Raw genomic sequence first — 14,446 nt, 5'->3', positions numbered from 1 at the left:
TCAATAAAAAAGGGGTGACTCATTAAAATCCAGTCACGCCCTGTCTAAAACTATCGCATTCTTCTATTATATTTATTGAGAGTCGGATGCTACTTTAACATATTCAATGATAATTATTTGATGGACTTGATCAGAAGGGAACGTAAACGGTTGTCCATTGATCGTCATATCAACATTATTGGAAGCTCCAATGTTGAACCTTACTTTTGTTTGATCCGTTAATTCGTAATTTAAGGTCTCCCCTGTTGAAAACGTTTTAGGACCAGGTTGAATATAGTCACCCGCATTATCTTTTACATCGATATACACGTTACCCTTAGTTTTGATTTCAACCTTAAACTCTTCTGCGTTTGTAAGTTTGTATGTCGTAGTTTTTCCTTCAGAAGATACCTTTTTAACCTTTTGCTCTGGCTTTTCATTTTCAACTGGCTTGTCCCCGGATTCTTCATTCGCTTTTTCACTGCCTGTAGGTTCGTCACCAGTAGTTTTGTCTTCTGGTTGTTCTTCACCAGCATCGCTCTCGAAGTTGTCAACTTCATTCTGATTCGGTTCTTGTCCGGAACCACTATTGTTATTCGTATACACCCAGTAAAACGCGACTAACAAAGCACCGATTAGAAGAATTGTTAAAAGAAAAGGGAAAACTTTCGATAGCCTATTTTCCTTCGGGACATTATTATTCGCCTTTGACGATCGAGGCGCAAAGTCTTTGGGTTCCTCTTTCATCTCAGGAAGATCACTTGCATACTGTTCAAACAGTTCATCTGGATCCAAACCAACAGCTTCTGCATAATTTTTAATAAACGCCCTAGCATAAAATGACCCAGGAAGAACTGAATAATCCCCTTCTTCAATTGCTTTGAGATATCGTTTCTGAATTTTCGTGTGATCTTGCAGTTCTTCAAACGTATAATTTTTTTCTAAGCGCGCCTCTTTTAAACGCTGTCCAAGCTCTGTCACATTACCACCTACCACTTTACTCAAAATCAAATGTTGTCGTGTTTGTATCAATCAAATCATATGTAATCTCTTCATTCGGGTCATTTCGAAGTTCGATAATATAATCAAAATCATCCATCTTATATTCGGAGTCACGTACAAAAATATCGGGATGTTCTACAATTTTCGTTGCAGGAAGCCTCATAACCTCTCGTATAAGCTGCCGATGCTTTTCAGTTGATCGCTTCATCGATACGATTCCATCGATCAAAAATACATGGTCATTGCTATACTCATCATCCGCAAGTTGACTGCGGATCGTTTGACGTAAAAGTGTGGACGACACAAATACCCATCGTTTGTTGGCACAAACACTTGACGCTACGATGGACTCTGTCTTTCCAACTCTCGGCATTCCACGGATCCCGATCAATTTATGTCCGTCAACCTTTAACAGCTCAGCCATGAAATCAACAAGAAGTCCTAATTCATCTCGTACAAAGCGAAATGTTTTCTTATCATCGGCATCCCTTTGGATGTATCGACCATGCCGCACCGCAAGTCTGTCACGAAGCTTAGGCTTGCGCATTTTCGTCACTGTAATATTGTCCATCGTTTCGAGAATGGTCCTTAGACGTTCGACCTGTTCGGGCTTATGGACAAGTAAAAGCATTCCACGTCGTTCATTATCAACGCCATTAATCGTTATAATATTGATACCTAGCATTCCGAGCAATGATGAAATATCCCCTAACAATCCGGGACGGTTCTTATGTATTTCATATTCTAAGTACCATTCTTGTTTTTCCATTGCTCATCTCCTTCCCTTTTTACACATTAAGAAATCTTATCAAACTTTCTTTCGTATAACGTTTAATTAGGGCGAGTGCCTACTTACACTTAGCATTTTTCTTGTTTTCCGTTCTTTTCCCTAGATTCCGACACCCTTTTCTTTTATAATAAATGATTTTACAGGTTTAGAAAAGGATAAATATACCGTATTTCACAAAACCAAGTGTTATTTAAATTCTAAAAATAGAAAAAGGCTAGCTCATATGCATTGAGCCAACCCCTTCTCGAACTTTCCTATACTTCTTGAACCGTTACTCTGACTTGTTGTTCTGAACGAGTTTCACCATCGTGCTGGCAATTGAATGACGCTCTTCCTCAGAGGCAACACTCCAAAGGTCCTTCAAAACTCTTTCTTCAGCATTCTTTGGTTCAACTTTGTCAGCAAGGTATCCGCCAATTTCAGTTGCGACTTCAGTAATCGCATTTGAGTTCATTCCTTTGTCCTCTGCTTGGCGTAAACGGCCCCCGAGAAATCCTTTCCATTGATCCCAATTTTCAAGAACAGACATGCTTTGTCCCTCCTATAAAATAAAATCCTTCACACTTTAATATCTCTAATAGAGGGAAATTTATGCATCAGAGCTTTAACAATACCAAGCACCATTCACAGAAATGATTTGTCCAGTGATATAAGATGACTTTTTGGAGACGAGAAAACCGACCGCATCAGCAATCTCATCAGGTAGACCTAGTCTTCCGAGAGGTATGTCATCCTGGAGGTCATCAAGTTCTTCCTCTGTTAAATACTGATTCATTTTAGTTGCGACCATACCCGGTGCCACTGCATTTACTCTAATTCCACTCGGTGCAAGTTCTTTCGATAATGCTTTTACCATGGAATTGATCCCGCCTTTAACCATTGAATAAAGGACCTCACAAGATGCCCCGGTTTCTCCCCAGATCGAGGAGATCATGACAACTGACCCTTCCTTTTCTGAAATCATATTTGGGAGCAAATATTGAACGATCTGAAAAGGACTTTTCAAATGGAGCTGGGTCATTTCATCAAGTTCTTGCGGTGATACATCGGTAATCAATCCTGTCACCGAGCGCCCACAGTTATAGACAAGTACATCAATCGGTGTTGAAAGCTGACGAACAAGATTTTGAACTCCATCAGCTTGAGCAAGATCGGCTTGGACAAGATGGCACTCTACCCGCTTATCTAGTTCATTTTTCAATTGCTCACAGCTCTGTTTATTTTGAAAGTAATGTATGTAAAGGTTGTAGCCGTCTGCAGCAAGTCCGGCTGCAATCGATTTGCCGATATCCCCGCTAGCACCTGTTATTAGCGCATATTTCTTCATCAGTTCCTCCATAATATGAATCGTAAAATCCGTGCTTCAACTTAAGAAAAACGTCCTCTAAAAAGGAGCTGACTCAGGTGAGCCAACCCCATTACCATCCACATCCTATTATCCCTTTTTCGGTCGAACTTGACAACTTGTAAATGCTTTTTGATCAAAATGTTGGTTCAATGTTCGTTCTAAAATTTCCGGTGTGACTTTTTCATAGGTTTCGACCACTTTGAAAAGATCCATATCTCCAAACTCATAGCGAGTAAACTGATTTGCAATATACTCAGGTGAATTCATTGATCTTAAAAATCCGCCCATTTTTTTCTTTTTTAAACGATCTATCGATTCAATGTCGATCCCTTTTGATTTTACTGTATCAATAATTGATACTAGACGTTCCGAGAGCTGATCCGGATCACTCGTATCTCCGCCAATCAATGAAAAACCGAATTCACCTTCTTCAGTGTAATCAAATGAAAATGTTTGATCGATCAAGCCTTCATTATAAAGCTCTTCATAGTAGATCGAACTTTGACCGAACATATAATCGAGAAGCAGGTTGACAGTAATCTCCTGTACTAAACGTTCCTCACCATAACGGTTCGGTTTTGATTCCTTGAATCCAATCATACATTTTGGTGTTTGGACTGTCATCTTTATAACCGATTTCTTTTTTGCGACTTCAGCAGGTTCTTCTTCTGAAAAGCGTTTAATCTCTTCCTTGGGGGCGAACTCTTTTTTGGACTGATTTTCTTTAACAAACTTCATGATTCCTTCAGGTTCGACATTACCTACGACAAACAACAGCATATTGCTTGGGTGGTAAAACGTTTCATAACACGTATAAAGAAGATCCTTCGTAATTTTTGCGATTGACGGAACAGTACCTGCGATATCAATCTTAACTGGGTGATGGTGGAACATATTTTCGATTACGCCGAAATATACTCTCCAGTCCGGATTATCATCATACATCTCGATTTCCTGGGCGATAATCCCTTTTTCCTTTTCAACTGTTTTTTCTGTAAAATACGGTTCTTGAACAAAATCGATTAACGTTTCTAGATTTTTCTTAACGTATGATGTACTCGAAAACAAGTATGCCGTACGCGTAAAGGAAGTAAATGCATTTGCGGATGCTCCTTGTTTACTGAAATCTTGAAATACATCCCCATCTTCTTTTTCAAATAGTTTATGCTCGAGAAAATGAGCAATTCCATCAGGTACAATGACCTTTTCGTCTTTTCCGAGTGGTACAAAATGATTGTCAACCGATCCGTATTTTGTGGTAAACGTTGCAAATGTTTTGTTGAATCCCTTTTTCGGTAAAATATAAACCTTCAATCCATTGTCAAGCACTTCAGAATAAAGTGTTTCCTTCAGCTGGTCATAATTGATCTCATTCATTCGATTGACCCTCCCCTTTTAAGAAATAAATCGTATCGAGGGTTACTGTATCCGCAGCTTCAACGACTTTCTGTAACGTAACTTTGCTGATTCCTTCCAGCCATTCATCAATCGTTCTTTCCACACCTGAAACTTGTGAGTGGTACAACAATTCGATCCAGCCGTTAGGGCTATCTACGGATTCAAGTATTTGATTCCGCAGCATTTCCTTTGTTTGATTAAATTCAGCATCTGTTATTGATCCGTTTTTCATGTGATCCATCTGTTCACGGATAATCTTTACTGCCTTCTCATAATTTTGGAATTCAATCCCGGACATGACAAAAAGTGCACCAATATGACTCTCCATTCTTGAAACTGCATAGTATGCAAGGCTCTCTTTTTCACGGACATTAATAAACAATTTCGAGTGTGAGAACCCCCCGAAAATTCCATTGAACACTTGCATTGCGTAATACTTCGGGTCAGAAAACGTTATCGAGGTCCGATAGCCGATATGAAGCTTGCCTTGTTTGACATCCTGCTCATCGAATATTACATTTTCTTTTTGTTTTCGTTCATATCTAGATGTACCCGGATCTACAACGTTTTCACGCGCGCTTAATTGAAAATTTGTTTGAACGCTGTTCTCAACCGATGTGCCTTCGATATCGCCAATCACATAAATATCGATTTCATCGTTTTTAAGCACATTTTGATAATAAGAATAGAGATCAGCAGATGTAATTGAATCAACCTCCTCTTCCTTACCAAAAGCGTGGTGGGCATAGACATCATCTTTGAACATTTCTTCAATCAGACGTTTATTTGCATAACGCATTTTATCGTCATAAATCGATTGAATCCGCTGTTTTAAAACCCGTTTTTCCTTTTCAACAATTTTTCCGTCAAACTGATTTCCATCAGTCACTGGATTTTGAACAACTTCTGCAAGAAACGCAAGTGCACGATCCAATAGTGGCGTTTGCTCTAATAAAAACCTTTCATTCGAAACATCCATGCGTACTGAAATGATCTGATATGTCCCTTTTTTTACGACAGACGAAGAAAATCCTGCCCCGTACATATCTTCTAAAAAACGGTGGATATGTAGTGAAGATGGATAGGATTTCGTTCCGCTTTTTAAAACTTGTGACAATAACGCTCGTTTTGTGACATTTTCAGGTTCGATTTTTCGTTTGATGTTCACTGCAATTGTTGTCGTTTTATACTTTTCAGTTTCAATAAGATGCAGTCTAAAGCCCTCGTAGTTGGTTGTACGAGGTTCTTTTGTTTTTGTCATGAAACGGACCTCTCCTTCTTTTTTTAGTTAGTCTACCCTAACTAGTACGGAATCATAAACCAATATAGTATACGTAATGGACATATAAAAGTATGAGAACATCCTATAAAAAAGAACTTCCCTTATAAAGAGAAGTTCTCTAACCATCATCGTTTTCCTTTTTCGTAAGGTTTTCCGATTGCTTTTGGCGCATCTGCACGTCCAACGAATCCAGCAAGTGCAAGAATCGTTAACACATAAGGTGAAATTAGCAAATATACATCCGGAATTTCCTTCAATAATGGAATCTGTTGACCGGTAATGCTTAAGGACTGCGCTAACCCGAAGAATAGTGCAGCACCAAGTGCTCCGAGCGGATGCCATTTCCCAAAAATCATCGCTGCAAGAGCCATGAATCCTTGTCCTGCAATCGTAGAATGCGTAAAGTTTCCACTGATCGATGTAGCATATATTGCTCCACCAAGTCCAGCAAAAGCACCACTCAGCATGACACCCATGTATCTCATTTTCGTTACATTGATTCCCATCGTGTCTGCAGCCATAGGGTGTTCCCCGACAGACCGTAGTCGAAGACCGAATGGCGTTTTATAAATGATATACCAGACGACAAAAGCAAGTGCAATTGCTATATATGACGTTACATAAGCCTTACTGAATAATAGTGGCCCAATGATTGGTATATCACTTAGAAAAGGAACATCACCTTTAAAAATCCGATGTGTAATATAAGGTGACTGCCCTGCATCGAATATCTTTTTCACGAGGAAAATCGTCAGTCCTGCAGCAAGAAAATTCAAGGCAACACCACTGACTACTTGATCGGCACGAAAAGAAATACTTGCCACTGCATGAAGCAATGAAAACAATGCACCGAAAATGATTGCTACAACAAATGAAAACCATGGAGAAGCAGCACCAAAGCCCCAAGTCTCTCCGAAATAAGTGAATACGGCACCCGTGAAGGCACCCACCATCATGAGGCCCTCCAAGCCGATGTTGACGACTCCAGACCGTTCACTGAATACTCCGCCAAGTGCGGTCAGGATTAACGGGGCAGCAGCAAAGATGGCTGTTGGTACGATGATTGATAAGATTTGCATGAGATCCATCTAGATTTTCCCCCTTTTGTTAATCCGGTTTCGTAACCAGTGAACGAGATAGCTGGATGCAACGAAGAAAATAATCAGCGCAATGACAATTGTGATCAGCTCCGGTGGAACATTAGCGATTGCCTGCATGTTCAGTGCACCGATTTTCAATCCTCCGAACAAACCTGCAGCTAGGATGATGCCGATTGCACTGTTCGCACCAAGAAGGGCAACAGCGATCCCATCAAATCCGACCCCTGTAAATGCTGCATTAATTGTCATATATTGATACGTTCCCAAGCCTTGCATCGCACCTGCTACTCCTGCAAATCCACCAGAAATACACATTGATAGGATGATGTTTTTGCGAACATTGATCCCAGCATAATTTGATGCATGCTCATTGAATCCAACTGCTCTTAACTCGTAACCTGTTGTTGTTTTCCAAAGGATATACCACATAAGTACAGCAGCTATTAGAGCTACGATGAACCCATAATGCATCCTGGAAAAGTCTGTGATTTCCTGTAAAAATGGTGAAGCCAACGATGCGCTCGATTGGATATCTTCCGTACGCTCACCCGGAGCAAGAAGATACGCACGAATAATAGCGTTTGTTACATGCAATGCAACATAGTTCAACATAATCGTAGTAATTACTTCGTGCACTCTGAATCTTGCCTTTAAATAACCAGGTACCAATCCCCATAAAGCACCTGCTGCCGCTGCTGCTAGAATCGCAAGCGGTACATGAATAAATGCCGGAAGACCTTCAACAGCAATACCGACATAAACAGATGCTAGCCAACCAACAAGCAATTGACCCTCAACACCGATATTAAATAGTCCTGTACGGAACGCAAACGCAACTGCGAGTCCAGACAAGATCAACGGTGTCATTTGACGAACTGTCTCGCCAAGGAAGTACGGTTCACTAAAAATCCCATTGAATAATGCCGTATAAGCTTCAAGAGGGTTATACCCACTTGTCATCATGATTATCGCACCGATGAGGAGACCTAACATGACTGCAATTATCGGTACAATGAGCTTGACTAATGCTTTTTGCAGTTTCACTTACATCTCCTCCGTTTTCTTTTGCTTAGAGCCTGCCATTAGCAAGCCTAATTCTTGTTCTGATATTTCTTTTGGATCGACAATTGCAACAATTTCCCCTTCATAAATAACCGCTATCCGATCACTCACGTTCATAACTTCTTCAAGCTCGAATGACACGAGTAGAACTGCTTTATTCGCATCACGTTCTTCAATCAATTTAGAATGAATGAATTCAATCGCACCTACGTCAAGACCCCGGGTAGGTTGTGCCGCAATTAACAAATCAGGGCTTCTGTCAACTTCACGCGCAATAATCGCTTTTTGCTGATTCCCACCTGATAATGCGCGAGCCATCGTTTGAACACTAGGGGTCCGAACGTCAAACTGATCGATCAACTGCTTCGCTTTACTGAAAATTTGATTTGCATTCAATTGTTTATATTTAGAAAAAGGTTCCTGATAGTACGTTTGCAGCACCATGTTCTCACCGATTGAAAAATCAAGTACAAGACCATGTTTATGTCTGTCCTGGGGAATATGACCGACACCCGCCTCAGTAACCTTACGAGGCTTATGATTGGTAATGTCATTCCCATTCAATTGAACCTTTCCGCTTGAAACCTTCCTTAAACCTGTGATTGCTTCAATAAGTTCGGTCTGGCCGTTGCCGTCAACACCTGCGATTCCAATGATTTCTCCTGCCCGTACGGTAAGATTCAAGCCATTGATAGCAGAAATTCCCCTTGAATCTTTAACCGTAATATTTTCGATTTCAAGGACAGACTGCTGCGGCTTGGCTTCATCTTTTTCAATAGTAAATGAGACATCACGTCCGACCATCATCGATGCCAATTCATCACGATTTGTATCTGCTACATTCACAGTTCCGATTCCTTCACCGCGACGAATGACCGTACAACGATGGCAGACCTCCATGATTTCCTTAAGCTTATGGGTGATCAAGATAATTGATTTGCCTTCTGCAATCAGCCTCTTCAAAATTTGAATCAGCTCTTTGATTTCTTGGGGTGTAAGCACCGCAGTAGGTTCATCAAAGATCAGAATTTCCGCACCACGATAAAGTGTCTTAAGGATTTCAACACGCTGTTGCATTCCAACCGAAATGTCCTCTATTTTTGCAAAAGGATCAACTTTCAGACCATATTGCTCGGAAATTTCTTCAACTTTCTTAGCCGCTTTTTTAATATCTACTTGTCCACCGCTGACAGGCTCGTGGCCAAGGATGATATTTTCAGTAACGGTAAAATTCTCTACGAGCATAAAATGTTGGTGGACCATTCCGATTCCAAGGTTATTTGCAATGTTCGGGTCGGTAATTTCTACTTTTTCACCACGAACGTAGATCTCTCCTTTTTCTGGCTGGTACAGCCCAAAGAGAACGTTCATCAACGTAGATTTACCAGCTCCATTTTCTCCTAATAGTGCATGTATTTCACCTTTTTCAACCTGGAGTGTTACATTGTCGTTTGCAACAATGCCAGGGAACTCTTTACGAATGTTCCGCATTTCAATTACGTAATCCAATAACCATCCCTCCCGTTCTCATATCCTTCTATTCTCTTGAATAAATGCTGTTCACCTGAAAATTCCTAAAGTCCGTTTTCATCGTGCTTTTTTATATAATCTCCCTTATTTTCCACCAATTAAAACTATGCTATTACATGAACAAAGGCCAGTAATGAATACCAGCCTTTGTAATGTGCAATTAAATTAGTTACATTTCACTCTTGAATGTTTCGAACTCTTCATCAGTCTTTGGTACAGTTACATCACCGTTGATGATCTTTTCTTTGTACTCGTCAACCGTATTAAGAGCCTCTTCAGAAACGTTGTCCTTTGTTGGAGCAATTCCGACCCCGTCTTCCTTTAGTCCGAATTCAACAATTTCTCCACCAGGGAAGTTTCCTTCCATCGTTTGAGTTGAAACTTCGTATACTGCAGTATCTACACGTTTAACCATAGATGTTAACGTTACACTTTTGTTTTTTTCCTTATCGTAAACACCTTCAGCAAACTGGTCACGGTCAACACCGATCACCCAAACATCCTCACCATTTTTCTTACGGTTGATTGCTTCAGTGAATACGCCTGCACCAGTTCCTCCTGCTGCATGGTAGATGATGTCTGCGCCTTTACCGTAAAGTGTAGAAGCGATGGTTGCACCTTTTGCAGCATCGTTGAAGTCCCCTGCATATTGCACATAAATTTCAGCGTCTGGATTTGCTGTAAGAACACCTGCTTTAAATCCGTTTTCAAACTTTTTGATCAGTGCGCTTTCAACTCCACCGACAAAACCGATTTTATTCGTTGTAGTTTGAAGTCCTGCGACTAGTCCAACTAGGAATGAGCCTTGATGCTCTTTAAAGGTAATACTTGCAACGTTTTCAAGTGGCTTTTTATCTTCTCCAACTGCAACACTGTCAACAAGTGCAAGCTTTGCATCCTTTTGTTGCATTGCTACGTCTTGAATATCCTGCTGCATAAGAAACCCGATCCCGAATACAAGATCATAACCTTGACGAATCAAGTTATTAAGGTTTGGGCGGTAATCACTTTGGTCGTTTGATTGAAGGTAAGTGTAGCCTTCATCTTCCTTCAAATCATTGTCTGCACCAAACTTTTTAAGACCTTCCCATGCTGATTGGTTAAACGACTTATCGTCTACCCCACCAGTATCTGTAACCATTGCTACTTTAAACGAATCCTCTTTCTTTCCTCCAGTATCTCCTGCTTCATCGTCTCCGCCACCGCATGCAGTTAGCAAAGTACCAGCAGCTAAAACCATTGACATCAATAAACCATAACGTTTTTTCATGTTCGTAAAACCCCCAAAAGTTATATTTTTTTAAGTATAATGCAATCCCTTCTAACACGACTACTAACGGTTAGGCCCAACACCCCCTTAAATTAGTTGACTTTCATCACACCCGACGTCTGACAACATGGAAGTCAAACGTATCGGACCGAAAATAATTGACTGAGTAAAGCACGGGTTTATCATTCTGGTCATAATGCATTTGCTTCAATACAAGTAATGAAGCTTCCGGTGGACATTCTAATATTTCAGATATCCGATTATGATAACCAATTGGTTCGATGTGTGTAACCGCATACAAAACACTTCTGTTTGCCTCTTTTTCCAGCAAATTGAACAATGATTCTTCTTGATTATGTTTTATTGGTAGAAGGTTGGATGGAATGTGATCCAAACAATAGACGACAGGTACATGATCTGCTGTACGGACCCGTTCAACAACAAGGACAGATTCCTCTGTATGAAGCTTGAACCGTCTTGCTTCTTCCTCTGTAGCTTGTCTCGTGTTTGATGATAAAAAAACTGTTCCAGGCTTTTTTCCTCCACGTTCAATCATTTCTGTGACACTGAACAATTCCTCTATACCTGACGAAAATAGTGCTCGTGCTCGTACAAACGTACCAACACCGTGACGACGTACAACGATGTTTTCATCCTCAAGAATACGTAACGCTTCCCTCAAGGTTGCTCTGCTGATTCCCAGTTGCTTGGAAAGTTCAAATTCGCTTGGAAGCCGTTCACCCTCTTGGTATTTCCCAGCTTCTATATCCTGTTTTATGTGTTCGATCACTTGTAAATATAATAACCTATGGTCTGTTTTTATAGTCAACCGTTCTCCCACCCCTAGAAAGCGTATACATTTGTGTAATGTTCAAGTAAATGAAATGTAACAAGATTCGACAATACTATATCATTTTTACAATGATAAATAAATACTAATTTTACATAAAAAATAAAATTATTTCGTTTAGATTACTAGTATGTCATAAAAAAGGAGCCTTCAGCAAAAAAATTGAGAGCCTGAATGGCTCTCGATTTTACTTAACCGATCGACAGAACGCTTCTTATGATTTTTGAATTAGCTTGATGATGCATCGTTTTCGTGTGCTGAAATTAAAACCTCTCTCGGTTTGCTTCCCTCATATGGACCAACGATACCTCTTGCTTCCATCGCATCGATAAGCCGTGCTGCTCGTGTATAGCCGATTCGGAACCGTCGTTGCAGCATTGAAACAGATGCTGTTTGCATTTCCAAAATCAAGCTGACCGCATCATCGAACAAGTCATCCTCAACCTCCTGAATGGTTTTTTCAGGTTCATCAGTAGGAATCATTTCTTCCTGATATTTTGCTTTTTGCTGGGATATGACGAAATCGACAACCTTCTGGACTTCTTCATCGGATAAAAAGGCTCCTTGTACACGTGTAGGCTTGTTCGCACCGATCGGGAAGAAAAGCATGTCCCCTTTTCCTAAAAGCTTTTCCGCTCCACCCATGTCAAGAATCGTACGTGAATCTGTTGAGGAGGACACACTAAACGCAATTCTAGATGGGATATTCGCTTTAATGACACCCGTTATAACATCAACAGATGGTCTTTGTGTTGCAATGATCAAGTGTATTCCAGCAGCACGTGCCATTTGTGCTAATCTTGTAATTGCATCTTCGACATCACCTGATGCTACCATCATTAAGTCAGCTAATTCATCTACGATTACAACAATGTATGGCAGCAGCGGTTGTTTCGCATCGGTTCCCTCGTTGTTACGCTTGATCATATTGTTATAGCCCTCAACATTCCGCGTACCACTATGCGAAAATAGTTCATAGCGACGTTCCATCTCATTAACAACACGTTTTAACGCTTGAGCTGCCTTTTTCGGTTCTGTTACGACAGGTGCTAATAAGTGAGGGATTCCATTATATACATTCAATTCGACCATCTTCGGGTCAATCATCATCATTTTCACTTCATGCGGCTTAGCCTTCATCAGGATGCTGGTAATGATGCCGTTAATACAAACACTCTTCCCGCTTCCTGTAGCTCCAGCTACAAGTAAATGCGGCATCTTACTCAAATCTGTAAGAATCTGTTCTCCGGAAATATCTCTACCAAGACCGATGCTAAGCTTTGATTCATGATCATTCCGTTTCGAATCGATTACTTCCCTTAAGGAAACCATTGCAACTTCCTGGTTCGGTACCTCAATCCCAATTGCTGATCTTCCAGGTATAGGTGCTTCGATTCGTAAGTCCTTGGCTGCTAAAGCAAGAGCAAGATCATCAGTCAGGTTTACGATTTTGCTCACCTTTACTCCGATTGCTGGCTGAACCTCGTACTTTGTTACGGCAGGACCTAAATGCACCTTTACAACCTTTGCTTTGACACCGAAGCTTTCAAAGGTTCTTTCAAGCTTTCTAGTATTCTCTGATACATGCTGCCGTTCCCGGTGCTGTCCCGTTTTTACAGGACGATCCAGAAGTTCATAGGAAGGAAGCTCATACGATTCATTTTCCACTTCTGTAACCGAAAATCCAGAAGATACATCCAGATTATCGCTTTTAGACACTTTTGGACTCTTTTCAGTGCTCTTTTGTACATCTGCTTGCTTGTTTTCTTGTTTATTGTTCTTGAGCTCTTCAAACTCAAACGATTCCTGATATGCATTTTCAGTGAAATCTTCAATAATCGGCTCAGAATATTCGATGCCTTCTTCATTTTTATCATCCGACTCTTGTTTTGTCGTTCGATGACCTCGTGATTTCCGTTCTTTCTTTTTCTCAGCCTTCTTCTGATCTTTCCATCCTTGTAAATGGTCCTTCCAATCCTCATATGTATTTATTATTAATGATTTAACCGGTAAAATGAACTTTGCAAGAATATCCTTCATCGATAATCCGGTTATTAACAGAACAGCTATAATCCAAAGGAAGAAAATAATGACCTGTGTCCCTTCGGCAGCAAATAAAAAATACGTAAACGCAAAGCCGACCGCTCCGATCATACCCCCGCCAAGATCGTCATACGCTGGGTTTCCACCCTGCTTCAACACAAACAATTCCCACGTATTTTGAATGACAGAAGCATTCTTCCAATCCCCATTCCCTGATAATAGCTCAAACAGTTTTATATGGCTCTGCAATAGCAATCCAAAAACGAAAAGGTATGCTCCTGTAAGGCGACGTGTAAAAAAAGCAGGAAGCTTTCGTTTCCAGATCATATAAATGGATAAAAAGAAAACTCCTAGTAATAATATTCCGTACCACTCACCACCGAATATTCGGAATAAATTTGCAAAAGCTTGGCCTACCTTCCCGAATTCAGCAGCAGCGATCAGTGTTAATGCAAGCAATAACAAGCCGAAGATCTCAAAAGAAAGTTGAGATTTCCAGCTCGATTTCTTTTTGTTTTTCTTTTTTCGTTTTGGCATGATTCGATTTCACCTCTCATTAATTTTAGTTTCTTGATGTTATGTAAGGGGTGATTATGTAAATTATCGATGAATATGTGTTAAATAAAAGACGAATATGTAATAAGAAGTCTATAAAAGGGTGACTCACATTCAAGGAGCCAGGCACCCCAAAATAGATCTTACTCAAAGAACATTAGCCTGTCCAAATGAGTAATCCTATTTATCCGGAGCGAGTCTGGCCTCTATTGAGTCACCCTCCTGCTGAATATTGTA

General features: G+C 40.4%; 12 protein-coding genes. All 12 read right to left on the bottom strand.

Going from position 1 to position 14,446, the window contains the following annotated elements; translation table 11 throughout:
* Positions 1-72 precede the first annotated feature (72 nt).
* Positions 73-960, bottom strand: a complete 888-nt coding sequence (locus tag MOJ78_RS10200; RefSeq protein WP_304981073.1) for a helix-turn-helix domain-containing protein — start codon at positions 958-960, stop codon at positions 73-75.
* A gap of 16 nt (positions 961-976) precedes the next feature.
* The gene (locus MOJ78_RS10195) at positions 977-1,750 is read right to left on the bottom strand and encodes a DUF3388 domain-containing protein (protein WP_304981072.1); all 774 of its coding nucleotides are present in this window, start codon (positions 1,748-1,750) and stop codon (positions 977-979) included.
* Between the two features lie 292 nt (positions 1,751-2,042).
* Complete coding sequence (locus MOJ78_RS10190) at positions 2,043-2,300, bottom strand: DUF3243 domain-containing protein (protein ID WP_304981071.1); 258 nt, start codon at positions 2,298-2,300, stop codon at positions 2,043-2,045.
* 75 nt (positions 2,301-2,375) lie between these two features.
* The gene (gene ymfI / locus MOJ78_RS10185) at positions 2,376-3,098 is read right to left on the bottom strand and encodes an elongation factor P 5-aminopentanone reductase (protein WP_304981070.1); all 723 of its coding nucleotides are present in this window, start codon (positions 3,096-3,098) and stop codon (positions 2,376-2,378) included.
* A gap of 108 nt (positions 3,099-3,206) precedes the next feature.
* Positions 3,207-4,496 (bottom strand): EF-P 5-aminopentanol modification-associated protein YfmH, encoded by a 1,290-nt coding sequence (gene yfmH / locus MOJ78_RS10180; RefSeq protein WP_304981069.1) that lies wholly within the window; start codon positions 4,494-4,496, stop codon positions 3,207-3,209.
* Complete coding sequence (gene yfmF / locus MOJ78_RS10175) at positions 4,489-5,778, bottom strand: EF-P 5-aminopentanol modification-associated protein YfmF (RefSeq protein WP_304981068.1); 1,290 nt, start codon at positions 5,776-5,778, stop codon at positions 4,489-4,491. The genes yfmH and yfmF overlap by 8 nt, the downstream gene beginning before the upstream one ends.
* 146 nt (positions 5,779-5,924) lie before the next feature.
* Positions 5,925-6,887 (bottom strand): ABC transporter permease, encoded by a 963-nt coding sequence (locus tag MOJ78_RS10170; RefSeq protein WP_304981067.1) that lies wholly within the window; start codon positions 6,885-6,887, stop codon positions 5,925-5,927.
* A complete protein-coding gene (locus MOJ78_RS10165) occupies positions 6,888-7,892 on the bottom strand; it encodes an ABC transporter permease (protein WP_304981229.1) in 1,005 nt (334 codons plus the stop codon).
* Between the two features lie 51 nt (positions 7,893-7,943).
* Positions 7,944-9,470, bottom strand: coding sequence for an ABC transporter ATP-binding protein (locus MOJ78_RS10160; protein ID WP_304981066.1), 1,527 nt, complete (start codon positions 9,468-9,470; stop codon positions 7,944-7,946).
* A 190-nt stretch (positions 9,471-9,660) separates the two neighbouring features.
* The gene (locus MOJ78_RS10155) at positions 9,661-10,761 is read right to left on the bottom strand and encodes a BMP family lipoprotein (protein ID WP_304981065.1); all 1,101 of its coding nucleotides are present in this window, start codon (positions 10,759-10,761) and stop codon (positions 9,661-9,663) included.
* Positions 10,762-10,867: 106 nt separating this feature from the next.
* Positions 10,868-11,590, bottom strand: a complete 723-nt coding sequence (locus MOJ78_RS10150) for a GntR family transcriptional regulator (protein WP_304981064.1) — start codon at positions 11,588-11,590, stop codon at positions 10,868-10,870.
* 249 nt (positions 11,591-11,839) lie between these two features.
* Positions 11,840-14,191, bottom strand: coding sequence for a DNA translocase FtsK (locus tag MOJ78_RS10145; RefSeq protein ID WP_304981063.1), 2,352 nt, complete (start codon positions 14,189-14,191; stop codon positions 11,840-11,842).
* Between the last annotated feature and the right edge of the window lie 255 nt (positions 14,192-14,446).

The organism is Alkalihalobacillus sp. AL-G (assembly GCF_030643805.1).
Lineage (GTDB): Bacteria > Bacillota > Bacilli > Bacillales > Fictibacillaceae > Pseudalkalibacillus.
The sequence above is the reverse complement of the archived record's forward strand: the minus strand, read 5'-3'. Positions and strand labels throughout refer to the sequence as shown.